Source organism: Streptomyces sp. FXJ1.172 (assembly GCF_001636945.3).
In the GTDB taxonomy this organism is placed as follows: domain Bacteria; phylum Actinomycetota; class Actinomycetes; order Streptomycetales; family Streptomycetaceae; genus Streptomyces.
The window spans coordinates 8,194,217-8,219,336 of sequence record NZ_CP119133.2; the positions used below are offsets into that span (position 1 = coordinate 8,194,217).

The following is a 25,120-nucleotide window of genomic DNA, read 5'->3' on the forward strand; positions in this document are numbered from 1 at the left end:
TTCGTCTGCACCTGTCCGCCGACCGCGCGAGGAGGGCCGCGGAGAACAGCAGACCGCGCAGCCGCCTTCGAGGGCATGACCGGGCGGCGTTGCGGGAACGATCCGGGGATGACGTCGTGGCCGGGGCTGCCCTGTGGGAGGTAGCCGGAGACACCCAGCGGCTGTGGTCACACCTGCGGGCACGGGTGATCCCGGGCTCTTCACGCCGGACTCCGTGACCTGGCAGATGCACTGCGACCCCATGATGTGGGTCGCAGGCATCCGCGCGCTGTACCTGCAGGCCCTGCACCCGCGCGCGGTGCGGGGCGTGATCCAGAACTCCGACTTCCGCAAGGACGCGTGGGGCCGGCTCAGGCGCACCGCCGACTTCGTCGGCACGACGACCTACGGCACCACCGAGGCCGCCGAGCGGGCCGGCGCCCGGGTGCGCAAGATCCACAGCATGCTCACCGCGACCGACCCGGCGACCGCGGAGCGCTACGGCGTGGACGAACCCGCGCTGCTGCTGTGGGTGCACTGTGCCGAGATCGACTCCTACCTGCACGTCCTGCGCCGCTCCGGCTTCCCGCTCACCGACGCCCAGGCCGACCGCTACATAGCCGAACACCGGGTCAGCGCACGCCTGGTGGGCCTCGGCCCCGAGACCGTACCGGCGAGCCGCGCGGAGCTGGCCGCGTACTTCGAGAAGGTGCGCCCGGAGCTGGCCGCGGGACCCGAGGCACGCGTGGTGGACGACTTCCTGCTCCGCCCGCCGACGCATCCCCTCCTCGTACCGGCGCGCCACCTGCTGTGGCGGCGCGTGGCGCACCTGGCGTACGCCGCCCTGCCGCCGTACGCCCATGAGCTGTACGGCAGACCGGCCCCCGCACCCGCGGTCGTCACCCGCCGGCTGCGGGCCACGGGCCGGGTCCTGCGTGGTGTTCCCGCACACGTGCGCTGGCAACTGCCGCCCAAACACGTCCTGCGCGCGGTGGCGAGGCTCGGCCCGGGTGCGCGTCCAGCGCCGTACAAACTTGGACGATAGGCCGCCATACTGGACGAGCAGGGGGGTGTGTCGCGGATCGGGCCGGCGCGGTGCGGCCAGGGGCGGTCCGCGGCCGGCCTCCCGGGGGCGGGGCGGACGGCGACGGGGGCGGCGGATCGCGATGGGGGAGAACAGGCTCATTCAGGACCGGTACCGGCTGCTCGAGCTGCTCGGGCGGGGCGGGATGGGCGAGGTGTGGCGGGCCCGGGACGAGTCCCTGGGCCGGCAGGTCGCCGTCAAGTGCCTCAAGCCGCTCGGCCCTTACCACGACCCGGCGCTCGCCCGCGTCCAGCGGGAGCGGTTCCGCCGCGAGGCCCGGGTGGCCGCCGCGCTCTCGCACCGCGGGGTGACCGTCGTCCACGACTTCGGCGAGTGCGACGGGGTGCCGTACCTGGTGATGGAGCTGCTGGACGGCCGCGATCTGAGCCGGCTGCTCCAGGACGGCAAGGGGCATCCGCTGCCCGTGGACGACGTGGCGGACATCGCCGCCCAGGTCGCCGCGGCCCTCGCCTACACCCATCGACACGGCATAGTGCACCGCGACTTGAAACCGGCCAACATCGTGCGGCTGACCGACGGGACCGTGAAGATCTGCGACTTCGGCATCGCCCGCCTCGGCGACGACATCGGCTTCACCGCCCGGCTGACCGGCACCGGTGTCGCCCTCGGCACCCCGCACTACATGTCCCCGGAGCAGATCGTGGGCGGCGAGGTGGACCGGCGCAGCGACCTGTACTCGCTGGGCTGTGTCCTGTACGAAATCGCCACCGGGGAACCGCCGTTCGACCTCGAGGACGCGTGGGCCGTCCTCGTCGGCCATCGCGACACGCCGCCCCGCCCCCTGCGGGAGCTGCGCCCGGAGCTGCCCGGCCACCTCGAGGAGACCATCCTCGCCCTGCTGGCCAAGCGACCCGAGGAACGGCCGTACGACGCGGGGGAGCTGGCCCGTCGGATCCGGGCCGGGTGCGAAACGGCCGCAGCCGTCAAGGCCGTGGAACCGCGGGACGCGGTGCCCGGGACCCGGCTGCCGTCCTGGACCCGGGGCATGACCACCGGCCGCAAGGCACTCGGCGCCGGGCCGGGCACACTGCCGCCGGACCCCGGGGCGGCCCTGTCGGGCCGGTGGGCCGCGGCTTTGGAGGTGGTCGCGCCCCGAAAGGACGCGGCGCACCGCGCGAGCGGCTACGACGGGCCCGCGGGCGCCCGGCGACCGGGTACGGCCTTTCCCGAAAGGCGGCCCGCGCCGCCCGGCCCCGAGCATCCCGAGACCCTGGCCGGCCGCTACGAGGCCGCCTTCAGCCTGGTCCGCACCGGCCGCGTCGCCGAGGCGCTCGCCGCCTACACGGACATCGCCGAGACCAGGGCGCGGGTGCTCGGCACCGACCATCCGGACACACTCGCCGCCCGGCAGGAGACCGCCTACGCGCTCGGCCGGCTGGGCCGCCACTTCGAGGCCCACCAGGTGTACAGCGCGGTGCTGGCCGCCCGGGTGCGGGTCATGGGCCCGGACCATCCGGACACCCTGCGCTGCGGGCACAACCTCGCCTGCAGCCTGGGCCGGCTGGGCCGGCTCGACGACGCCTGCCGCACGGCCCGGGAGGTGGCCGACGCCCGGGCACGGGTGCTCGGCCCCGAGCATCCCGACACCCTGGTCTCCCACTGTGAAGTCGCATACGCCCAGGGCCAGTTGGGGTGCTGGGAGGACGCCCTGCGCCTGTACCGGTCGGTCGCCGAGGCCCGGGCGCGGGTGCTCGGCCCGGACCATCCGGACACCCTCGCCGCCCGCTACGAGATGGCGCTCAGCCTCGGCCGTCTCGGCCGCAGTGCGGACGCCCTGAGCCTGTACCGCGACCTGATCGAGGACCGCACCCGCGTCCTGGGCCCCGCCCACCCCGAGACCCTCCGGACCCGGCACGGCCTCGGGGTCAACCTCGGCCGGCTCGGCCGCTGGGAGGAGGCCCTGACCGAGGCCCGCGACATATGCCTGCTGCGCGAACACGCCCTCGGCCCCGCCCACCCCGACACGCTCGTCAGTCACCGTGAGGTCGCGGTCGCCCTCGGCTGGCTGGGCCGCTGGACGGATGCCCTCGCCGAGTACCGGCGGGTCGCCGCCGCCCGCGAGCGCGTCCTCGGCCCGGACCATCCCGACACCCTCGCCAGCCGCAACGACGAGGCCCACTGCCTGGAGCGGCTCGGCCGGGGCGCCGAGGCCGGCGAGCTGTACCGCAGGGTCGCGGTGGTCCGGCAGCGGTACGCGTCCGGGGGAGCCTGACCTCGGCCCGGGGCGCACCTCTGGCCGCCGTGGATCAGCACGTGTTACGAAGGACCATGGCTGCCAATGAGGGAACCCGCACCTACGACGCCGTCATCGTCGGCGGTGGACACAACGGCCTGGTCGCCGCCGCCTACCTGGCCCGGGCCGGCCGCTCCGTGCTGGTGCTGGAGCGGCTCGACCACACCGGCGGCGCCGCCGTCTCCACGCGCGCCTTCGCCGGCGTCGACGCCCGGCTGTCGCGCTACTCCTACCTGGTCAGCCTGCTGCCGCAGAAGATCGTGCGCGACCTCGGCCTCGACTTCCGGATCCGCGCCCGCACCATCTCCTCGTACACCCCCGCCGAACGCGACGGCCGGCCCACCGGACTCCTCGTCGGCGGCGGCGAGCAGCGCACCCGCGAGGCCTTCGCCCGGCTGACCGGCGGCGAGCGCGAGTACACGGCCTGGCAGCGCTTCTACGGCATGACCGCCCGAGTCGCCGAGCGGGTCTTCCCGACCCTCACCGAGCCCCTGCCCACCCGGGACGAACTGCGCAGCCGCATCGACGACGACACTGCCTGGCGCGCTTTGTTCGAGGAGCCGATCGGCGTCGCCGTCGAGCGGGACTTCGCCGACGACCTGGTGCGCGGCGTGGTCCTCACCGACGCCCTGATCGGCACCTTCGCCGACGCCCACGACCCCTCCCTGGTGCAGAACCGGTGCTTCCTCTACCACGTCATCGGCGGCGGCACCGGCGCCTGGGACGTGCCCGTCGGCGGCATGGGCGCCCTCACCGACGCACTCGCCGCCGCCGCCCGTTCGGCCGGCGCGGTCCTGCGCACCGGCCACGAGGCGGTGCGGATCGCCACCGACGGGGACCGCGCCGAGGTCACCTACCGCGCGGCCGACGGCGAGGGCGTCGCGGCCGCCCGGCACGTCCTGGTCAACGCCTCCCCGCAGGAACTGGCCTCGCTCACCGGGGACTTGGCTCCCGAACCGGCCGAGGGCGCCCAGCTCAAGGTCAACATGCTGCTCACCCGGCTGCCCAGGCTGCGCGACCCGGACGCCGACCCGCGCGAGGCCTTCGCCGGCACCTTCCACATCGCCGAGGGCTACCGGCAGCTCGCCACCGCCCACGCCCAGGCCGCCGCCGGCGAACTCCCCGCCGCGCCGCCGTCGGAGATCTACTGCCACTCCCTGACCGACCCCTCGATCCTCGGCCCCGGACTCGCCGAGCGCGGCTACCAGACGCTCACCCTGTTCGGCCTGCACACCCCCGCCAGGCTCTTCGACCGTGACAACGACGCCGTCCGCGACGAACTGCTGAAGTCCACCCTCGCCCAGCTCGACGCCCACCTCGCCGAGCCGCTCGCCGACTGCCTGGCCACCGACGCCGACGGCCGCCCCTGCATCGAGGCGAAGACCCCGCTCGACCTCGAACGGGACCTCGGACTGCCCGGCGGCAACATCTTCCACCGCGCCCTGTCCTGGCCGTACGCCCAGCAGGGCACGGGGCGCTGGGGTGTGGAGACGGCTCACGCGAACGTCCTGCTGTGCGGCGCGGGCGCCGTGCGCGGGGGAGGGGTGAGCGGGGTGCCGGGACACAACGCGGCGATGGCGGTGCTGGAGGCCACCGCGTAACAGGGCCGGCGGCAAAAGAATCTGACGGGACGTCAGAAAGGTCTTCCGTCGTCCGGTCCGCTGCGGCATCCTGCGCCCATGCAGACGGAGCTGAGCAAGAAACTGGGAGTCGAGCACGCCGTCTTCGGCTTCACGCCGTTCCCTGCCGTCGCCGCGGCCATCAGCCGGGCCGGCGGCTTCGGCGTGCTCGGCGCGGTCCGCTACACCGAACCCGACGACCTCGGGCGCGACCTCGACTGGATCCAGGCGCACGTCGGCGACCGCCCCTACGGGCTGGACGTGGTGATGCCCGCGAAGAAGGTGGAGGGCGTCTCCGAGGCGGACGTCGAGGCGATGATCCCCGAGGGGCACCGGCAGTTCGTGCGGGACACCCTTGCCAAGCACGGGGTGCCCGAGCTGGCCGAGGGCGAGGCCTCCGGGTGGCGCATCACCGGGTGGATGGAGCAGGTCGCCCGTACCCAGCTCGACGTCGCCTTCGACTATCCGATCAAGCTGCTCGCCAATGCCCTCGGCTCCCCGCCCGCCGATGTCGTCGCCCGCGCCCACGACCGGGGCGTCCTGGTCGCCGCGCTCGCCGGCAGCGCCCGGCACGCCCGCAAGCACCAGGAGGCGGGCATCGACGTCGTCGTCGCCCAGGGCTACGAGGCCGGCGGCCACACCGGTGAGATCGCCACGATGGTGCTCACCCCCGAGATCGTGGACGCCGTCGACCCGCTGCCCGTCCTGGCCGCGGGAGGCATCGGCAGCGGACAGCAGGTGGCCGCCGCCCTCACCCTCGGCGCCCAGGGTGTGTGGCTGGGCTCCATATGGCTGACCACCACAGAAGCCGACCTGCACGCGCCCGCACTGACCCGCAAGCTGCTCGCCGCCGGCTCCGGGGACACCGTCCGCTCCCGCGCACTGACGGGCAAACCCGCGCGTCAGCTCCGTACCGAATGGACCGACGCGTGGGACGACCCGGCCGGACCCGGCACCCTGCCCATGCCGCTGCAGGGCCTGCTGGTGGCCGAGGCGGTCTCCCGGATCCAGAAGTACGAGGTCGAACCGCTGCTCGGCACCCCCGTCGGCCAGATCGTCGGCCGGATGAGCAGTGAACGCAGCGTCCAGGCCGTCTTCGACGACCTCACCCGCGGCTTCGAGCGGGCCGTGGACCGCATCAACCGCATCGCCGGAAGGAGCGGCCGGTCGTGAACGCACCCGTCAGCACACCTCCCGCCGGTTTCTGGGCGCAGGCCGCCCAGCACCCCGGGAACACCGTCCTCATCGCCCCCGACGGAGAGGAGTGGACCGCCGGCCGGCTGCACGCCGCCGCCAACCGGCTCGTCCACGGGCTGCGCGCGGCCGGCCTCGAGCGCGGCGACTCCTTCGCCGTCGTCCTGCCCAACGGCGTCGAGTTCTTCACCGCCTACCTGGCCGCCACCCAGGCCGGCCTCTATCTGGTCCCGGTCAACCACCACCTCGTCGGCCCCGAGATCGCCTGGATCGTCGCCGACTCCGGCGCCAAGGTCCTCATCGCCCACGAGCGGTTCGGCGATGCCGCACGCGCCGCGGCCGACGAGGCCGGACTCCCGGACACCCACCGGTACGCGGTCGGCGAGGTGGCCGGTTTCCGGCCGTACGCCGGGCTCCTGGACGGGCAGCCGGAGTCGGCCCCCACCGGCCGCGAACTGGGCTGGGTCATGAACTACACGTCGGGTACGACGGGACGCCCGCGCGGCATCCGCCGCCCTCTGCCCGGCAGGACACCGGAGGAGGCCTACCTCGGCGGCTTCCTCGGCATCTTCGGCATCAAGCCGTTCGACGGCAACGTCCACCTGGTCTGCTCGCCGCTCTACCACACGGCCGTCCTGCAGTTCGCGGGCGCGTCCCTGCACATCGGCCACCGGCTGGTGCTGATGGACAAGTGGACCCCCGAGGAGATGCTCCGCCGCATCGACACCCACAGGTGCACGCACACCCACATGGTCCCGACCCAGTTCCATCGCCTGCTGGCCCTGCCCGAGGAGGTGCGGGCCCGCTATGACGTCTCCTCGATGCGGCACGCCATCCACGGCGCCGCCCCCTGCCCGGACCACGTCAAGCGGGCCATGATCGACTGGTGGGGGCACTGTGTGGAGGAGTACTACGCGGCCAGCGAGGGCGGTGGGGCCTTCGCCACCGCCGAGGACTGGCTGAAGAAGCCCGGCACGGTCGGCAAGGCCTGGCCCATCAGCGAACTCGCGGTCTTCGACGACGACGGCAACCGCCTCCCGCCCGGACAACTGGGCACCGTCTACATGAAGATGAGCACCGGCGGCTTCTCGTACCACAAGGACGAGGCCAAGACCCGCAAGAACCGCATCGGCGACTTCTTCACGGTCGGCGACCTGGGCGTGCTCGACGAGGACGGCTACCTCTTCCTCCGGGACCGCAAGATCGACATGATCATCTCCGGCGGGGTCAACATCTACCCGGCGGAGATCGAGTCCGTCCTGCTCTCGCATCCGGCCGTCGCCGACGCCGCCGCCTTCGGCATCCCGCACGACGACTGGGGCGAGGAGGTCAAGGCCGTCGTCGAACCGGCCCCCGGGCACGAACCCGGACCGGCCCTCGCCGCCGCCCTCCTCGGCCACTGCGCCGAGCGGCTCGCCGGCTACAAACGGCCCAAGAGCGTCGACTTCGTCGCCGAGCTGCCCCGCGACCCCAACGGCAAGCTCTACAAGCGGCGGCTGCGGGACCCGTACTGGCAGGGCCGCACACGTCCGGTCTGAGTCCGGTGCGGACCCGCCCCCTGGTGTTCCGGTGACCCGGCCGCGACGGCCGGTCGCCTCAGGCGGCAGCGTCATGTGCCTCCCAACATCACTGAGGGAAGCGGCGGTTGGGCCCGCCGGTTAGTGCTTCCCGCCCCGGTGCTTGACCTGCCCCGGTGACGGACCGAGGATCATGAGTCATGACGCAGGGACAGGGCAGCACGGTTGACGGGGTGCTGCGGCGCAGCGCCCGGCGCACCCCGGCGAGGGTCGCGGTCGAGTACGGCGAGCGCAGGTGGACGTACGAGGAACTCGACGACGCCGTCTCCCGCGCGGCTTCGGTGCTGCTCGCCGAGGGACTCGCGCCCGGCGACCGGGTCGCCGCCTACGGCCACAACTCCGACGCGTACCTGATCGCCTTCCTCGCCTGCGCCCGGGCGGGCCTGATCCATGTGCCGGTCAACCAGAACCTCACCGGCGACGACCTCGCCTACCTCGTCGCCCAGTCCGGCAGCACCCTGGCGCTCGCCGACCCGGACCTGACCGGTCGGCTCCCGGACGGAGTACGGGCGTTGCCGCTCAGGGACGCCGAAGGCTCCCTCCTTTGCCGCCTGCCGGACGCACCGCCGTACGACGGGCCGGAACCCCGCACCGAGGACCTGGTGCAACTGCTGTACACCTCCGGCACGACGGCCCTGCCCAAGGGCGCGATGATGACGCACCGGGCGCTCGTCCACGAGTACTTGAGCGCCATCACCGCGCTCGACCTGAGCGCCGGTGACCGCCCGGCGCACGCGCTGCCGCTGTACCACTCGGCGCAGATGCACGTGTTCCTGCTGCCGTACCTGGCGGTCGGCGCGACCAACCTCGTCCTGGACGCCCCCGACGGGGACCGCCTCCTCGACCTGATCGAAGCGGGCCGTGTGGACAGCCTGTTCGCGCCGCCCACCGTGTGGATCGCCCTCGCGGGCCGGCCCGACTTCGCCACCCGCGCCCTCGACGGCCTGCGCAAGGCCTACTACGGCGCCTCGATCATGCCCGTCCCGGTGCTGGAGCGCCTGCGTGGCCGCCTGCCGAAGCTCGCGTTCTACAACTGCTTCGGACAGAGCGAGATCGGCCCGCTGGCCATGGTGCTCGCCCCCGGCGAACACGAGGGCCGCCTGGACTCCTGCGGCCGGACCGTGCTCTTCGTGGACGCGCGGGTCGTGGACGACCGGGGAGAGGACGTGCCCGACGGCACGCCCGGTGAAATCGTCTACCGCTCACCGCAGTTGTGCGAGGGCTACTGGGACAAGCCCGAGGAGACCGCCGAGGCCTTCCGGGACGGCTGGTTCCGCTCCGGCGACCTCGCGGTGCGCGACGCCGACGGCTACTTCACGATCGTGGACCGTGTGAAGGACGTCATCAACTCCGGTGGGGTCCTCGTCGCCTCACGCCAGGTCGAGGACGCCCTCTACACCCACGAGGCCGTCGCCGAGACCGCCGTGATCGGCCTCCCCGACGACCACTGGATCGAGGCCATCACGGCAATCGTCGTCCTCCGCGGTGAGGTGACGGAGGATCAGCTGATCGCCCACGTGAAGGGGCAACTGACCCCCTTCAAGGCTCCCAAACGGATCCTGTTCGTCGACGAGCTGCCCCGCAACGCCAGCGGCAAGATCCTCAAACGCGAACTCCGCGACCGCTTCAGGCACTAGAGGTGCCCTGCGTCCTGCCCCGCGTCCCGCGGCCGCAGGTCCACGATCCGGCGGATCTTGCCCACCGACCGCTCCAGCGACTCGGGGTCCACGATCTCCACGTCCACCGAGACCCCGATGCCGTCCTTCACGGCCGCGACGATGGACCGGACCGCCGCCTCCCGCGTCTGCGTCGGCGCGTCCGCACGGGCCTCGGCGCGGACGGTGAGCCGGTCCAGACGGCCCTCCCGGGTCAGCCGGAGCTGGAAGTGGGGCGCCACACCGGGCGTGCGGAGCACGATCTCCTCGATCTGGGTCGGGAACAGATTCACTCCGCGCAGGATCACCATGTCGTCGCTGCGCCCGGTGACCTTCTCCATCCGCCGGAACACCCGGGCCGTGCCGGGCATCAGCCGGGTCAGGTCCCGGGTCCGGTACCGGACGACCGGCATGGCCTCCTTGGTCAGCGAGGTGAACACCAGCTCGCCCCGCTCGCCGTCCGGCAGCACCTCGCCCGTGACCGGGTCGACCACCTCCGGATAGAAGTGGTCCTCCCACACGGTCAGCCCGTCCTTGGTCTCCACGCACTCCTGCGCCACACCGGGACCGATCACCTCGGACAGGCCGTAGATGTCGACGGCGTCGATCGCGAACCGCTCCTCGATCTCGCGCCGCATCTGCTCGGTCCAGGGCTCCGCCCCGAAGACACCGACCCGCAGCGAAGTGGTGCGCGGGTCCACGCCCTGCCGCTCGAACTCGTCCAACAGCGTGAGCATGTAGGACGGGGTCACCATGATGACGGCCGGTTCCAGGTCCTGGATCAGCTGGACCTGCCGGGCCGTCATGCCGCCGGACGCGGGGACGACCGTACAGCCCAGGCGCTCGGCGCCGTAGTGGGCGCCCAGACCACCGGTGAACAGCCCGTAGCCGTAGGCCACGTGCACGACGTCGCCGGGCCGTGTGCCGGCCGCCCGCAGTGAGCGCGCCACCATGTCGGACCACATGGAGAGGTCGTTGTCCGTATAGCCGACCACCGTGGGGCGTCCCGTGGTGCCGCTGGAGGCGTGCAGCCGGCGGATCCGCTCCCGGGGAACGGCGAACATGCCGTACGGGTAGTTCTCCCTGAGGTCGGCCTTGGCCGTGAAGGGGAAGCGGGCGAGGTCCGCGAGAGAGCGGCAGTCCTCGGGGTGGACGCCGGCCTTGTCGAAGGATTCCCGGTAGAACGGCACGTGGTCGTAGGCGTGCCGCAGCGAGGCGCGCAGCCGCTCCAGCTGGAGCGCCCGCAGTTCCTCGGCCCCGAGCCGTTCGCCCGCATCGCGCAGGTCCGTCGCATCCGCCATCGAGACGTCTCCCTTGCAGGCCGTACATTCCGGACGACCGATCATTCGGTCGACTCGTTCGGGGTCAGTAATTCAGGCCGTTCGCCATCAGGCAAGAGGGGTGCACGAATTTTCCGTGCGGCGGTCCCGCCTCCGCGCCCGGGATGCGGCGCCCGTGCGTAAAAATGTTGCCTGCCGCCGGGGCGGGCCGACATGATCGCGGCCATGCCGACCTTCACCGCGACCGACGGAACCCGGCTCGCCTACCACCTGCGGGGCGCGGGCGAGCCCCTCGTGGTGCTGCCCGGCGGCCCCATGCGCGCCTCCGCCTACCTCCGGGACCTCGGCGGACTGACCGCGCACCGCCGGCTGGCCCTGCTCGACCTGCGGGGCACCGGCGCATCCGCGGTGCCGGCGGACCCGGCGACGTACCGCTGCGACCGGATGGTCGAGGACGTGGAGGTGTGGCGTGCGCACATGGGTCTGGAACACATGGATCTGCTCGCCCACTCGGCGGGGGCCGCCCTGGCCATGCTCTACGCGGCCCGGTACCCGCGGCGGATCCGGCGGCTGGTGCTGATCACCCCGAACCCGTCCGCGCTGGGCATGCGGACGACGCCCGAGGACCGGCTGGCCGCGGCCCCGCTGCGCGCGGACGAACCCTGGTTCGCCGAGGCCTTCCCCGCCTTCCGGGCCTGGCTCGCGGGCGAGGCGGACTTCGACGACGCCTTCGTGCCGTTCTTCTACGGCCGCTGGGACGCCGCCGCCCGGGCGCACGCGGACGCCGAGGTGGAGCAGACCAACGAGGAGGCGGAAGCGCGCTACTTCGGCGCGGGGGCCTTCACGCCCGGGGCGACCCGGGCCGCCCTCGCCGGCCTGACCGCACCCGTGCTCGTCCACGCGGGCGAACTCGACGGCGGCCCGCGTCCCGACCTCGCCCGCCGGGCCGCCGCGGCCTTCCCCGAGGCCGAGTTCGGCGTCCAGCCCGGTGCCGGTCACTTTCCCTGGCTGGACGATCCGGAGTGGTTCGCCGGCCGCGTCCTCGGCTTCCTCACCGGATCGGCGGGCGCCGCTCCGCCCTCGGCGGAGTAGGCGGCCCGGCCCCGGCCCGCCCCGTCACCGGCCGGGCTCGGACCCATAGGCCTTCAGGAAGCGGTCGCGGAAGCTGTCCATCGGCCAGACCGGGGCGTTCGCCGCGGGCTTCAGCCCCTCCGTCCAGCCCCAGCCGGAGATCCGGTCCAGCACGTCGGGGTCGTGCGCGACGATGCTGACCGGCACGTCCCTGCGGGGACTGTTCCCGGTGACCGTCGGCACCGGCTGGTGGTCGCCCAGGAAGACCAGGACCGTGTTCTTGCCGCCGTAGCGCTGCAGGAACCCGAGGAGGCTGTGCAGCGAGTACTCGATGGAGGCGCGGTACGCGGCGCGCACGCTCTCCGGATCCCTCCAGACCTCCTCCTGGGACTTGCCCTCACGCCTGATCTGCTGGAACACCGTGCCGTCGCCCAGCTTCGCCCAGTCGGTCATGCGCGGGACGGGCGCCCAGGGATAGTGGCTGGAGGTGAGGATGATCTCCGCCATCAGCGGGCCGCGGCCCCGCCGTGCGAACTCAGCACGCCGGAAGGTGTCCAGGGCGAACTGGTCCGGCACCTGCGACCAGCCGAAGTCCGGGCCGCGGTAGCCGAGGTGATGGCCGTCGTAGACGTGGTCCAGGCCGAAGAACCGGCCCTCCGGCCAGGCCACCAGCACACCCGGCACGACACCGGCGGTGCGCCAGGCACCCGTCCTGCGGAAGGAACCGGTGAGGGTGGCGCGGTCGCTGGAGGTGAGGCTGCGGAACCGCTGCTGGTTGCTGATCCACAGGCCGGACAGGAACGTCGAGTGGGCCAGCCAGCTGCCGCCGCCCGTCACCGGCGAGCGCAGCCAGCCGCTGCGCGCCGTGAACCCGGCCGCCCGGAGACCGGCCGTGCTCTCCTTGAGGACCGCGTCGATGCGCGGGGCCATCGCCGGATCCTCGATCGCCGAGCGGCCGTAGCTCTCGACGAAGGTGAACAGCACGTCCTTGCCGCGCAGGCCGGTGAGCAGCCGGCCGGGCGGGGTGTGGGCGAAGGCGTCGACGGCGGCCTGCTGCCGGAAGAGGCGGGCGTCGGCGAGGGAGACGCGGACCTGGTGGGCGCGGTCGCCGAGCAGGTCGGCGTCGAGCGCGGCGGCGAGGGGCTGGCCGCCGTGGTGCAGGCCGAGCACGACGGAGGTGATCCACGCGGTGCCCAGCACGAGGATGCCGCGGACCGACCGGGCGCTGTGGCGGACCAGCAGGGTGGTCAGGCGGACCGTGGCGCCCGTGGTCAGGACGAGGACCGCGACCCCGAGCAGCACGGCACCGGCGATGGCGGCCAGCTCACCGGCCCGGCCGGACGTCTCGCGCAGGTAGTCCGCCGCGTTGCCGAGCAGCCCCCAGTCCAGCACCAGGTCGAAGGGGCGGAACAGCACCGTGTAGAAGCCGATGTCGAGACATTTGAGGAGGGTGAGCAGCCCGACCAGCACACCGGCCGCCACCGCCCCGGCCCGCCGCGCCCGGGGCGGCAGCACGAGCAGTGCGACCGCGAGCAGGATGCCCTCGGCCGGCAGCCGGACGAACGCGGTGGGGGTGAGGTGGTCGGGCTGGTCCGGCAGCAGCAGCGCGCCCAGCAGGAGGGCGACGGCGAGGACAGTGGTGCCGATGGTCACCCCCCGCCCGATCCGGGTGTGCCGACGGCACCACGCGAACCGTGGACGAGGCGTGGGATGCGACACCGGGAGGTCCTTCCGTGCGGGGCCGGGTGCCGGTGCGGGAGGGACCCGGGCCGGCATCACTCGCACGACCGATCGTCACTTTTGGTAATCAATTGACGTCAATCGTGCGCACAGGGTAATCCTCCGGTGCGGTCGGGGCGCGGCGGGACACCCCGCGTCCACCGCCTGCGCCTCCTGCCTACGGCCGGTCCGCCGCCGCCGCCACCTCGTGGGCCCACCGGTAGTCGGCCTTGCCGCTCGGGGAGCGCCGGATGGACTCCGCGATCACCAGCTGACGGGGGATCTTGTACCCGGCCAGCCGGGTGCGGCAGTGGCTCTGGATGTCGGCGAGAGAGGGGTGCGCGGCTCCTTCGCGCAGTTGCACCACGGCCGCCACGTGGTTGCCCCACGTCGCGTCCGGCACCCCGGCGACCAGTGCGTCGTACACGTCCGGATGGGCTTTGAGAGCCTGCTCGACCTCCTCCGGGTAGACCTTCTCGCCCCCGGTGTTGATGCACTGCGAGCCCCGGCCGAGCACCGTGACCACGCCGTCCGCGTCGACGGTCGCCATGTCGCCGAGCAGCACCCAGCGCTGTCCGTCCCTGGCGAAGAAGGTCTCGGCCGTCTTCCTCGGGTCGTTGTAGTAGCCGAGCGGCACATGGCCGCACTGGGCGACCCGGCCGACCTCGCCCGCCGCGACCGGCTCGTGCGTCGCCGGATCCACCACCCGGGTACGGGAGTTGACCCGGATCCGGAAGCCGCGCTCGGGGCCGGAGTCCTCGGTGGCCGTGCCGTTGAAGCCGGACTCGGAGGAGCCGAAGTTGTTCAGCAGCATGGCGTTCGGGACCAGTTCACGGAACTGCCGGCGCACCGTCTCCGACATGATCGCGCCGGACGAGGAGACGCTGAACAGGGCCGAGCAGTCGGTGCCCTTCAGCGGTCCGCTCAGCGCGTCGATCAGCGGCCGGAGCATCGCGTCGCCGACCAGCGACATGCTGGTGACCTTCTCCCTCTCGATGGTCCGCAGCACCTCCTCGGGCACGAACTTGCGGTGCAGGACCACGCGTTGGCCGAAGTTGAAGCCGATGAACGCGGTCAGCGTCGAGGTGCCGTGCATCAGCGGGGGAGTGGGGAAGAAGGTGATCCCGGTGCCGCCGGCCGCGACCCGCTCGGCCAGTTCCTGCGGTGTCCGCACTGGCTCCCCGGTCGGCGCCCCGCCGCCCAGTCCCGCGAAGAACAGGTCCTCCTGGCGCCACATCACACCCTTGGGCATGCCGGTCGTGCCACCGGTGTAGATGATGAACTGGTCGTCCCCGGAGCGCGCGGGAAAGCCGCGTCGCGGCGACCCGGCGGCCTCCGCCCGGGTGAACGGCACCGCGCCCGGCACCCCGGACGCGTCCGCCCCCACGCACACCAGATGCCGCAGCCCCGGCACCCGCGGCAGCGCCCCCGCCACGCGGTCCGCGAACTCCGCGTCGAAGACCAGCGCGACCAGGTCGGCGTCCCGGTAGAGATACACCAACTCCTCTTCGACATAGCGGTAGTTGACGTTGACCGGGACGACGCGTGCCTTCAGGCAGGCCAGCACCGTCTGCAGGTACTCGACGCCGTTGTAGAGGTGCAGGCCCAGATGCTCCCCGGGGCGGATCCCGCTGTCGATCAGATGATGGGCGATGCGGTTGGCGGCCGCGTCCAGCTCCGCGTAGGTCAGCCGACGCTCCGCACCGGTGCCGGGATGATCGACGTACACGAGCGCCTCGCGGTCCGCGGCCACGTCGACGACCGACTCGAACAGATCAGCAAGGTTGTACTCCACCGCTCCTCCTGACCGTCGCTTCGCCGGTCATCAGAGCAAAGGGCGCCGCAACTGTGAAGGGTCCGCGCCAATAAATCTGACTGACTGTCAGAAAACCCTTGAAGTGCCTCCCCGCCTCCTGCAACCTGTTCTCGTTCTCACCGAGGGGAGACAAGCCCATGGGCGGGACGGAACACCTCACCGTGCGGCGCGAGGGCGCCACACTGGTGCTCACACTCAACCGGCCCGACGCCAGGAACGCGCTCTCGCTTCCGATGCTCGTCGGCCTGTACGACGGCTGGCTCGAGGCCGACGAGGACGACGGGATCCGCTCGATCGTGCTCACCGGCGCGGGCGGCTCCTTCTGCGCCGGAATGGACCTGAAGGCGCTCGCCGGCAACGGCATGCAGGGCGAGCACCACCGCGACCGGCTGAAGGCCGATCCGGACCTGCACTGGAAGGCCATGCTGCGTCACCACCGGCCCCGCAAACCGGTGATCGCCGCCGTCGAGGGGTACTGCGTCGCGGGCGGCACCGAGATCCTCCAGGGCACCGACATCCGGGTCGCCGGCCAGTCCGCGACCTTCGGTCTGTTCGAGGTCCGGCGCGGTCTGTTCCCGATCGGCGGGTCCACGGTCCGGCTCCAGCGCCAGATCCCGCGCACCCACGCCCTGGAGATGCTGCTCACCGGACGGCCGTACAGCGCCGAGGAGGCCGCCCGCATCGGCCTGATCGGCCATGTCGTCCCCGACGGCACCGCGCTGGACGAGGCCCTTCGGATCGCCGAGCAGATCAACGCCTGCGGTCCGCTCGCCGTCGAAGCCGTCAAGGCGTCGGTGTACGACACCGCCGAGATGCCGGAGAGCGACGGCCTCGCGGCCGAACTCACGCGCGGCTGGCCGGTCTTCGACACCGCCGACGCCAAGGAGGGCGCCCGCGCCTTCGCCGAGAAACGGCCCCCCGTCTACAAGCGCGCCTGACCGCCGAAGGAGTCCCCAAGGATGCCCGAAGTCCTGCAAGCACCCCTCGTCGTGGAGTTCCCCTTCACCCGCTCCCTGGGCCCCGTCCAGAGCGCCTTCCTCACCGGCCTGCGCGAACGCGTCGTGCTCGGCGTGCGGACCGGCGACGGACGCACCCTCGTGCCGCCCGTCGAATACGACCCCGTCACCGCCGAGGAGATCCGCGACCTGGTGGAGGTCGCCCCCACCGGGACCGTCACCACCTGGGCGTGGAACCACGAACCCCGCCGCGGCCAGCCGCTCGGCACCCCCTTCGCCTGGGTTCTGGTCCGGCTCGACGGCGCCGACACCGCCCTGCTGCACGCCCTCGACGCCCCCGGCCCCGTCGCCGTGCGCACCGGCATGCGGGTGCGGATCCGCTGGGCCGAGGAGCGCACCGGCGCCATCACCGACATCGCCTGCTTCGAGCCGTACGACGGAGAACCCGGACAACCGGGCGGCCACGCGGGCGAGTTCGAGGACCCGCTGACCGGGATCGTCGCCCCGGCCCGCCTCGACTACACCTACTCACCCGGCCGCGCCCAGTCCGCCTACATCCACGCCCTGTCCGAACAGCGGACCGTCGGCGAACGCTGCCCCTCCTGCCGCAAGGTGTACGTCCCGCCGAGGGGTGCGTGCCCCACATGCGGCGTGGCCACAGCGGAACAGGTCGAGGTAGGTCCCCGGGGCACAGTCACCACCTTCTGCATCGTCAACATCAAGGCGAGGAACCTCGACATCGAGGTGCCCTACGTCTACGCGCACATCGCCCTCGACGGCGCCGACCTCGCCCTGCACGCGCGGATCGGCGGCATCCCGTACGACCAGGTGCGCATGGGCCAGCGCGTGGAGCCCGTGTGGACCGAAGGCGCGCGATACCCCGACCACTACCGGCCCACCGGCGAACCCGACGCCGACTACGACACCTACAAGGAGCTGCTGTGACCCGGGAGATCGCGGTCGTCGCCTTCGCCCAGACCGACCACCGCCGCTCCACCGAGGAATCCTCCGAGGTGGAGATGCTCATGCCGGTGCTGCACGACGTGCTCCAGCAGACCGGCCTCAAGACCGCCGACATCGGCTTCACCTGCTCCGGCTCCAGCGACTACCTCGCCGGCCGCGCCTTCTCCTTCACCCTCGCCCTCGACGGCGTCGGCGCCTGGCCGCCGGTCTCCGAGTCCCATGTCGAGATGGACGGCGCCTGGGCCCTGTACGAGGCCTGGACCAAACTGCTCACCGGCGACGCCGACACCGCGCTCGTGTACTCCTACGGCAAGTCCTCACCCGGCTCCGTGCGCGACGTACTGACCCGGCAGCTCGACCCGTACTACGTCGCCCCCCTGTGGCCCGACTCCGTCGCCCTGGCCGCCCTCCAGGCACAGGCCCTGATGGACGCCGGCCACACCGACGAGCCCGCGCTCGCGGCCGTCGGCGCCCGCAGCCGGGCCGCCGCGGCCGCCAACCCGCACGCCCAGCTCAAGGGCCGCACCCCGCAAGGCGACTACATCGTACGGCCGTTGCGCACCGGCGACTGCCCGCCCGTCGGCGACGGCGCCGCCGCCGTGATCCTCGCGGCGGGGGAGCGGGCCCGTCAGCTGTGCGAGCGGCCCGCCTGGATCCGCGGCATCGACCACCGCATCGAGGCCCACGGGCTGGGCGTCCGCGACCTCACCGACTCACCGTCCACGCGGCTCGCCGCCGAGCACGCGGGCGTCTTCGAACGGCCCGTGGATACGGCCGAGTTGCACGCGCCGTTCAGCGCCCAGGAGGTGCTCCTGCGCAGGGTGCTCCGCCTCGGCGACGACGTGCGCGTCAACCCCTCCGGCGGAGCGCTCGCCGCCAACCCCGTCATGGCCGCCGGACTCATCCGCATCGGCGAGGCCGCCGCCCGCATCCACCGCGGCGCGTCCGACCGGGCCCTCGCCCACGCCACCTCCGGCCCCTGCCTCCAGCAGAACCTGGTCGCCGTACTCGAAGGGGATCCACGATGAGCAAGGAGCCCGTGGCCGTCGTAGGCATCGGCCAGACCAAGCACGTGGCCGCCCGCCGGGACGTGTCGATCGCCGGACTCGTCCGCGAGGCGGCCCGAAGGGCCCTGGAGGACGCCGAGTTGACCTGGGCCGACGTCGGCGCCGTGGTCATCGGCAAGGCGCCCGACTTCTTCGAGGGCGTGATGATGCCCGAGCTGTACCTCGCGGACGCGCTGGGTGCCGTCGGCAAGCCGATGCTCCGGGTGCACACCGCCGGATCCGTCGGCGGATCCACCGCCCTGGTCGCCGCCAACCTCGTCGCGGCCCGCGTCCACGGCACCGTCCTCACCCTCGCCTTCGAGAAGCAGTCCGAGTCGAACGCCATGTGGGGCCTGTCCCTGCCCATCCCCTTCCAGCAGCCGCTGCTCGCCGGGGCGGGCGGCTTCTTCGCCCCGCACGTGCGCGCGTACATGCGGCGCAGCGGCGCCCCGGACGCCATCGGCTCCCTCGTCGCCTACAAGGACCGGCGCAACGCCCTGAAGAACCCCTACGCCCATCTCCACGAGCACGACCTCACGCTGGAGAAGGTCCAGGCCTCGCCCATGCTGTGGGACCCCATCCGCTACTCCGAGACCTGCCCCTCCTCCGACGGCGCCTGCGCCATGGTCCTCACCGACCGCGCCGGAGCCGCCCGCGCGCCCCGCCCGCCCGCCTGGATGCTCGGCGGCGCGATGCGCAGCGAACCGACCCTGTTCGCGGGCAAGGACTTCGTCTCCCCGCAGGCCGGCAAGGACTGCGCCGCCGACGTCTACCGGCAGGCCGGCATCGCCGACCCGCGCCGGGACATCGACGCCGTCGAGATGTACGTGCCGTTCTCCTGGTACGAACCCATGTGGCTGGAGAACCTCGGCTTCGCCGAGGAGGGCGAGGGCTGGAAGCTCACCGAGTCCGGGGTGACCGAACTCGACGGGGACCTGCCCGTCAACATGTCGGGCGGTGTGCTGTCCGCCAACCCCATCGGCGCCTCCGGGATGATCCGCTTCGCCGAGGCCGCGCTCCAGGTCCGCGGTCAGGCCGGGGAGCACCAGGTGGACGGCGCCCGGAAGGTCCTCGGACACGCCTACGGCGGCGGCTCGCAGTTCTTCTCCATGTGGCTCGTGGGCGCCACGCCGCCCGGCGCCTGAGCGACTGGCCAAAGTCCTTCCCACGTGGCCTGTCGGCCGTAGGAAGCGGTCGCTAGGCTGAGCCGCGGACGACGAACCGGGAGGAGCACGGACGTGGCCGAGAGCACCATCCAGCAGCAGCCGCTCGCGGGCTGGGACAAGCCGGACCTCGACCTCAGCAACGCCGAATGGCAGTCCAGCAGCAGAGGTCTGGGCGATGTCCAGATCGCCTTTGTCGAGGGCTTCATCGCGATGCGCAACAGCGGCCGCCCGGAGAGCCCCTCCCTGATCTTCACGCCCGCCGAGTGGGGCGCCTTCGTCTCCGGCGCGCGGGAGGGGGAGTTCGACCTGACCTGAGCCGCGCCACCGACGGCACCGGTCCTCGGCGAGAGCCGGCCAGGAGCCGAACCGGGGGTGTTCCGGGCCGATTTCCGGACACGCGACCTGCAGCGCCCCACGGGGGCCGATGCCTGGGCCAGGCTGGCTCCAGCAAGGGGAAGGTCGCATTCCGGAGGTGAGAACGATGAGCACTGCACCGGTCATCGCAGCGGTCGACGGCTCGGACGACAGCCTGCGGGCGCTGGACTGGGCCGTCGCCGCCGCCCGGCGCCGCGCGGCAGTGCTGCGGGTGGTGCACGTACGGCAGTACGCCGCCTGGGGCCAGGCCGACGTGCTGGTCGCCGCGCCGCCCGAGGCGGAGGGCGACCCCGTCCTGGACGAGGTCCGCACCCGGCTGGCGGGCCGCGTCGAGGAGCCCGCCGTGGAGTACGTCGCCCTGGAAGGCGTACCGGGCGCCGTGCTGCCCGAACTCGGCACCGACGCCCAGCTGTTGGTCCTCGGCTCGCGCGGCCGCGGCGGCTTCGCCAGCCTGCTGCTCGGCTCCAACGGCCTCGCCGCCGCCCGGGACGCCGAGTGCCCGGTGGTCGTCGTGCCCCGGCCCGGCCGGGAGGTGCACGGCGACGGACCGGCCGAACCCGGGCCCCGGGTGGTCGTCGGCCTGCACGCCGACAGCCCCGACGACGCCACCCTCGGCTTCGCCTTCGCCGAGGCCGCCCTGCGCGAGGCCCGGCTGCAGGTGATCGCCGCCTACCCGTGGCCGGTGCAGACCTGGACCGCGCCCGGTCAGATTCTGCCGCCCGTGATCGACCAGGTCGCCGTGGAGAGCGAGACCCGTGCGCTCGCCGAGGGCTTCCTCGCCCCGCACCGGGGGCGGCACCCCGAGGTCCGCGTCGACACCGAGGCGCTGCCGGGTGACGCGGCCGGACACCTCGTCGCCGCCTCCCGGGACGCCGAACTGGTCGTCGTCGGCCGTCACCGCCGTCGCCTGCTCTCCCCGGCCCGCATGATGGGCTCGGTCGCTCAGGCCGTCCTGCTGCACGCGGCCAGCCCGATCGCGGTCGTACCACCGGAGTCCCCGCAGGAGTGAGCAAGCCCGGTGGCCCCTGCCGTCGGGGAGGTGTCCGCCGTGCGCCGGGCGGGGGTCCGCCGTTCCGCCGTCCCCTTGGCCGACGGCATTCCCGCACGCCCCGGCGCCCGCGCCGTGTCACCGGGTGCCCACAAGTCACCCCATGCGGCGCGGGCACGTACCATGGCCGCATGTCGTTCCTCCGCCGCCGCAGCGCCACTCCTGCCGGACCCGACTTCGACGTGCTGGCCATGGACCCGGGCGACTGGCCGGGCAACCTCGGCGCGGGCCTGCTGCCTGCCCCCGACGGCACCTGCCAGGGCGTCTTCCTGCGCTACGACCTCTTCGGCGGCCGCGGCCCCGCGATGATCATCGGCAATCTCCCCGAGGGCTCCCCGGCCCGCGAGGTCGAGGAGGGCGAGATCCCCTTCGAGGTGGGCCAGCTGCTGCTCGCGCTGGAGAACGACGAGGAGGTCACCGTCCTCGACACCGAGGACACCCCGGTCCTGCAGGGCGACAACCTCCTCATCGTGCGGCGGCTGAAGCTGTCCGAGTCCCGGATCTCCTGCGTCCAGTTCGACCGCAGCGACGGCATCCTCGTGACCATCGCCGCCTGGGACCGCCCCATCACCGACGACCTCTACGCCCTGCTGAAGCCGCTCCCGGCGGAGCTTTTCCAGCAGGGCTGAGGCCCGGGCCCGACTAGCCGGCCGAGCCCTGAAGCGTGACGTCGGCCGCGCGGACGAACCCGACCCGGTGGCCGTACTGGATCTCGTAGTACAGGTCCTTGCCCAGCACGACGCGGTGCGAGTCGGTGGTGAAGGTGACCGAGTAGTAGTACTCGCCCGGCACCTCGTCACCGACCACGTACTTCTGCCCGGCCGGGATCGTGTACGGCAGCGGCACCACCGACTGCGCGGGAACGCCCGCCGGGTAGGCCTCCTTCTCCGGATAGGCCCGGCCGTAGACCGGGATGCTCGCGAGGCCGTCCCTCGGAGTGATCACCAGCCCCTTGGCGGGCACCGCCACCGGCTCGTCGGACGGGTTGCGGAACCAGGCCTTCTGCCCCAGGTACCAGATCGCCGTCCAGTCGCCCCAGCGGTCCGCGACCGCGTACTGCTGGCCGGTGGCGACCCGCGAGGACAGATCGTTGACATCGATGGTCGGGTCCTTGCCCAGACCGACGTCCTTGATCAGAGGGGCGCTCGTGTCGTGGTCCGCGTACAGCCGCACCTCGCTGGAGCCGTGCGCGGTGCAGGGCGCGCCCGATGTGGTGCAGCCCGTGTACTCCGGCTGGTTCGACGCGTAGTCCGGCAGGATCGTCACCAGGCCGGAGCGCTTGCCCGCGGTGCGCTTGAAGGGGTGGCCCAGCAGCTGGAAGTAGTGCCGCCAGTCCCAGTACGGGCCCGGGTCCGTGTGCATGGCGGGGATGACGGACGTGGTCGGACCGGGAACGTTGTCATGGCCCAGGATGTGCTGGCGGTCCAGCGGGATGCCGTACGTGCGGCTCAGGTACTTCACCAGCCGCGCCGAGGACCGGTACATCGCCTCGGTGTACCAGGCGTCCGGGTTCGCCAGGAAGCCCTCGTGCTCGATGCCGATCGACGCGGCGTTGACGTACCAGTTGCCGGCATGCCAGGCCACGTCCTTCGCCTTGACGTGCTGGGCGATCAGACCATCCGTTGAGCGGATCGTGTAGTTCCAGGACACATAGGTCGGGTCCTGGATCAGATGCAGCACCCCGTCCCAGGTGCCCTCGGTGTCATGGATGACGATGTACCTGATGCGCTGCGACACCGGGCGGTCACCGAGGTCGTGGTTGCCGTAGTCGTTGTTGCCGAACTGGGCGTACGGCGCCCAGACCGCCTCGCAGGACACCGACCTCGGGCACTCGGTGCCGTCCGCGGACAGCGTGCGCAGGCCGGTCCGCTCCAGCTGGGCGGTGTCCGGGGCCAGTCCCGGCTCGGCGGCGAGGGCCACCAGCTGGCCGTCGTCCGTGGTGCGCTCCTCGCCCGTGTGCAGGACGTCGTACACGTCGTTCGCGTACGCCGCAGCGGTCGCCGTGTCGTCCGCCCCGGAGAAACGGGCCACCGCGCCGTACCAGTCGGCCGGGTCGGTGCTCAGCGGCTCGCCCAGCTCCTTCTGCGCGGCGGCGAGCAGGGCGGCGCCGCCGGTCACATTGGCCGCCGGGTCGGTGCGCAGCCTCCCGGCCGGCAGGCCCGTCAGCCGCGCCGCCCTCGCCAGCGTCTTCAGCCGGGCCGGCACGGCGGACTCGGCCGGCACGTCGATCCTCGGGTGCACGGCCGAGCGGGCGCCGTCGCCGCGGGCGTCCTCCGTGCCTTCGGCGTAGTGCTCCGTGGTGGCGATCGCGGTCCGGGCGTCGGTCAGGTGCATGGGGCCGTAGCCTCCGGTCACGCTGGGCGCGCCGCCGTGCCAGTCCCAGCGGGACTGGAGATAGGAGACGGCCAGCAGGACACTCTGCGGCACGTGGTACTCGTCCGAGGCCGTGGCGAACGCCTGTTGGAGCCGGCCGGCGGAGGAGTCGGTGGTGCTCTGCGCGGGAGCCGCGCCGAGCAGCGGCAGCAGCAGGGCCGCGGAGGCGAGCGGGACCGCCGCCCGCCGCAGTTGTCTGTTGCCGGGGACGGACGTGGAATCAGTGGCGGAACCTCGCAATGCGGCCTCCTGTGACGGGCGGGCGTGGCGGGGCATGCGGCGCCGAGCTGGGTCAGTGGTACCGGCTTGCCGACGATCCGTCAATGATGCCTTCGGGCCAGCGATTTCCCACGTCACGGAGGGAATTCGGCGAGTTTCGCGGTGGCGGTGCGCGGGCCTGCGGGGCGTCACCGGCCTACACCAGTGGCCGACGTGGCCTGAACGTGGTGCGGACGCACGAAGGTCCGCGATGCGCCGCCGCTCTGGCGCATCGCGGACCTTCGTGCCCCGGCAGGCAACGTTTGCCCGGAGCGATCGTTGCCTGCCCGGGCACTAGCCCCGTCAGCGAGTGCCGACCGCCGCCCGGACGGCCTTGCGGGCCATCTGACAGTCGTCGTGCAGCCGCCTGAGCAGCAGCCGCTGTTCCTCGCCGGACGGTGCCGCACCGGGGTGGGCCGCACCCGGTGCCGTCGGAGCCGTGTCCTGCATCGAACGCTGCACGGCCGTCTCGTACGTCCGGATCTCCCGGGTCAGCAGCAGCATCAGGTTCACCAGGAAGGCGTCCCGGGAGGCCGGGCCCGCCGACTGGGCGATCTGGCTGATCTGACGCCGGGCCACCGGCGCGTCCCCGAGGACCAGCCACAGCGTCGCCAGGTCGTACCCCGGCAGATACCAGCCCGCGTGCTCCCAGTCCACCAGCACTGGACCGGCCGGTGACAGAAGGATGTTCGAGAGCAGGGCGTCGCCGTGGCAGAACTGGAGCATGCCGTGCCGGCCCACCTCGTGGGCGATCCCGTGCAGCAGCTTCTGCAGGTCGCCGAGGTCCCGGTCGGTGAGCAGACCCAGCTCGTGGTACCGGGCGATCCGGGCGCCGTAGTCCAGCGGCATGTCGAACGTGCCCGCGGGAGGCCGCCAGGCGTTCACCCGGCAGATCGCCCCCAGCGCGGCCCGGATGTCCGGGCGGGGCGGCGCCTCCCCCGGATGCCGCAGCAGCGCCGCCACGCGGCCCGGCATCCGCTCGATCACCAGGGTGCAGTTGTCCGGATCCGCCGCGATCAGCCGGGGCACGCGGACCGGGGGCCGGTGCCGGACGAACGAGCGGTATGCGGCTATTTCATGGCGGATCCGCTCGGCCCAGGCAGGCGAGTGGTCCAGCAGACACTTGGCCACGGCCGTACTGCGCCCTGTCGTCCCGACGAGGAGGACGGACCGCCCGCTGCGCCGCAGCACCTGCACCGGAGCGAACTCCGGACAGATCCGGTGCACCGAAGCGATCGCGGAGCGCAGCTGCGCCCCCTGGGGACCGGACAAGTCGAGTCTCCCGCTGAGCGGTGGGGTACCGGGCTGGCCCGGTACCCGCCGGAGCCGGCCCGCGACCGGCACGGGTCCGCCCGGACGCGCCACCGGGTCGAGGTACGGCCCGCCGCCCGCCGGGCGGGAGCGCAGCGGCCGGGGCGGGGCGGACACGGAGGACGATGCTGCGTACATGGGAGATACAGATCCCTTCGTGTGCCTGCAGTGCCTGCCTGTGCAAGTCCTTGCGCGCAACCCGGCCCGGCCGCCCGAGGGCACCCTGGGGAATGCCCCTGTCATATCGACACGCATCTCGACTCTCATCGACTTGGGGAGACCGGGTCGGGGTGGCGCGTTCCTACCTGACACCCGATGGGCAGTGGCACACCATCTGGCGCACCCTGGCGAACCGTGGCGAATAGTCGCTCGGCAA

19 protein-coding genes are annotated in these 25,120 nt (G+C 72.7%); 14 read left to right on the plus strand and 5 right to left on the minus strand.

Annotated elements, in window-relative coordinates:
- Nucleotides 1–226 precede the first annotated feature (226 nt).
- The 6 genes from A6P39_RS37030 to A6P39_RS37055 all read left to right on the plus strand — a co-directional run bounded on the left by A6P39_RS37030 (nucleotide 227) and on the right by A6P39_RS37055 (nucleotide 9,344).
- Nucleotides 227–1,024, plus strand: a complete 798-nt coding sequence (locus tag A6P39_RS37030) for an oxygenase MpaB family protein (protein WP_079133645.1) — start codon at nucleotides 227–229, stop codon at nucleotides 1,022–1,024.
- A gap of 121 nt (nucleotides 1,025–1,145) precedes the next feature.
- Nucleotides 1,146–3,296 (plus strand): serine/threonine-protein kinase, encoded by a 2,151-nt coding sequence (locus tag A6P39_RS37035; RefSeq protein ID WP_067051768.1) that lies wholly within the window; start codon nucleotides 1,146–1,148, stop codon nucleotides 3,294–3,296.
- Nucleotides 3,297–3,352: 56 nt separating this feature from the next.
- On the plus strand, nucleotides 3,353–4,918 hold the full coding sequence (locus A6P39_RS37040) for a phytoene desaturase family protein (RefSeq protein ID WP_067051767.1): 1,566 nt from the start codon (nucleotides 3,353–3,355) through the stop codon (nucleotides 4,916–4,918).
- 78 nt (nucleotides 4,919–4,996) lie between these two features.
- Nucleotides 4,997–6,109 (plus strand): NAD(P)H-dependent flavin oxidoreductase, encoded by a 1,113-nt coding sequence (locus tag A6P39_RS37045; protein ID WP_067051766.1) that lies wholly within the window; start codon nucleotides 4,997–4,999, stop codon nucleotides 6,107–6,109.
- Nucleotides 6,106–7,668: an acyl-CoA synthetase gene (locus A6P39_RS37050; protein ID WP_067051764.1), complete on the plus strand. Its 1,563-nt coding sequence runs from the start codon at nucleotides 6,106–6,108 to the stop codon at nucleotides 7,666–7,668. Before A6P39_RS37045 ends, A6P39_RS37050 begins: the two co-directional genes overlap by 4 nt.
- Before the next feature lie 179 nt (nucleotides 7,669–7,847).
- A complete protein-coding gene (locus A6P39_RS37055) occupies nucleotides 7,848–9,344 on the plus strand; it encodes an acyl-CoA synthetase (protein WP_067051761.1) in 1,497 nt (498 codons plus the stop codon).
- On the opposite strand, the gene paaK is transcribed toward A6P39_RS37055, so the two are convergent.
- Nucleotides 9,341–10,663 carry a phenylacetate--CoA ligase PaaK gene (gene paaK / locus A6P39_RS37060; RefSeq protein ID WP_067051759.1) on the minus strand — a complete coding sequence of 441 codons (1,323 nt, stop codon included), beginning with the start codon at nucleotides 10,661–10,663 and terminating at the stop codon, nucleotides 9,341–9,343. The genes A6P39_RS37055 and paaK overlap by 4 nt on opposite strands.
- A gap of 204 nt (nucleotides 10,664–10,867) precedes the next feature.
- On the opposite strand from paaK, the gene A6P39_RS37065 reads away from it, so the two are divergent.
- Complete coding sequence (locus A6P39_RS37065) at nucleotides 10,868–11,734, plus strand: alpha/beta fold hydrolase (protein ID WP_199840921.1); 867 nt, start codon at nucleotides 10,868–10,870, stop codon at nucleotides 11,732–11,734.
- 24 nt (nucleotides 11,735–11,758) lie between these two features.
- On the opposite strand, the gene A6P39_RS37070 is transcribed toward A6P39_RS37065, so the two are convergent.
- The gene (locus A6P39_RS37070) at nucleotides 11,759–13,366 is read right to left on the minus strand and encodes a sulfatase (protein WP_079133624.1); all 1,608 of its coding nucleotides are present in this window, start codon (nucleotides 13,364–13,366) and stop codon (nucleotides 11,759–11,761) included.
- Nucleotides 13,367–13,610: 244 nt separating this feature from the next.
- Nucleotides 13,611–15,227: an acyl-CoA synthetase gene (locus A6P39_RS37075; protein WP_067051755.1), complete on the minus strand. Its 1,617-nt coding sequence runs from the start codon at nucleotides 15,225–15,227 to the stop codon at nucleotides 13,611–13,613.
- A gap of 158 nt (nucleotides 15,228–15,385) precedes the next feature.
- Here A6P39_RS37075 and A6P39_RS37080 point away from each other — a divergent pair, with 158 nt between their 5' ends.
- From A6P39_RS37080 to A6P39_RS37110, 7 genes are all read left to right on the plus strand, one after another.
- Nucleotides 15,386–16,186 carry a crotonase/enoyl-CoA hydratase family protein gene (locus tag A6P39_RS37080; protein WP_067051753.1) on the plus strand — a complete coding sequence of 267 codons (801 nt, stop codon included), beginning with the start codon at nucleotides 15,386–15,388 and terminating at the stop codon, nucleotides 16,184–16,186.
- Between the two features lie 21 nt (nucleotides 16,187–16,207).
- The gene (locus A6P39_RS37085) at nucleotides 16,208–17,149 is read left to right on the plus strand and encodes a Zn-ribbon domain-containing OB-fold protein (RefSeq protein WP_067051751.1); all 942 of its coding nucleotides are present in this window, start codon (nucleotides 16,208–16,210) and stop codon (nucleotides 17,147–17,149) included.
- A complete protein-coding gene (locus A6P39_RS37090) occupies nucleotides 17,146–18,195 on the plus strand; it encodes a thiolase domain-containing protein (RefSeq protein ID WP_067051749.1) in 1,050 nt (349 codons plus the stop codon). Before A6P39_RS37085 ends, A6P39_RS37090 begins: the two co-directional genes overlap by 4 nt.
- Nucleotides 18,192–19,358 (plus strand): thiolase domain-containing protein, encoded by a 1,167-nt coding sequence (locus A6P39_RS37095; protein ID WP_067051747.1) that lies wholly within the window; start codon nucleotides 18,192–18,194, stop codon nucleotides 19,356–19,358. The genes A6P39_RS37090 and A6P39_RS37095 overlap by 4 nt, the downstream gene beginning before the upstream one ends.
- Before the next feature lie 93 nt (nucleotides 19,359–19,451).
- On the plus strand, nucleotides 19,452–19,694 hold the full coding sequence (locus A6P39_RS37100) for a DUF397 domain-containing protein (RefSeq protein WP_067051745.1): 243 nt from the start codon (nucleotides 19,452–19,454) through the stop codon (nucleotides 19,692–19,694).
- A 166-nt stretch (nucleotides 19,695–19,860) separates the two neighbouring features.
- Nucleotides 19,861–20,763, plus strand: a complete 903-nt coding sequence (locus A6P39_RS37105; protein WP_067051743.1) for a universal stress protein — start codon at nucleotides 19,861–19,863, stop codon at nucleotides 20,761–20,763.
- Between the two features lie 170 nt (nucleotides 20,764–20,933).
- Nucleotides 20,934–21,431 (plus strand): hypothetical protein, encoded by a 498-nt coding sequence (locus A6P39_RS37110; RefSeq protein ID WP_067051741.1) that lies wholly within the window; start codon nucleotides 20,934–20,936, stop codon nucleotides 21,429–21,431.
- A 13-nt stretch (nucleotides 21,432–21,444) separates the two neighbouring features.
- On the opposite strand, the gene A6P39_RS37115 is transcribed toward A6P39_RS37110, so the two are convergent.
- Nucleotides 21,445–23,415 (minus strand): N-acetylmuramoyl-L-alanine amidase, encoded by a 1,971-nt coding sequence (locus A6P39_RS37115; RefSeq protein ID WP_067051739.1) that lies wholly within the window; start codon nucleotides 23,413–23,415, stop codon nucleotides 21,445–21,447.
- A gap of 321 nt (nucleotides 23,416–23,736) precedes the next feature.
- Nucleotides 23,737–24,882 carry an aminoglycoside phosphotransferase family protein gene (locus tag A6P39_RS37120; protein WP_067051737.1) on the minus strand — a complete coding sequence of 382 codons (1,146 nt, stop codon included), beginning with the start codon at nucleotides 24,880–24,882 and terminating at the stop codon, nucleotides 23,737–23,739.
- Nucleotides 24,883–25,120 lie beyond the last annotated feature (238 nt).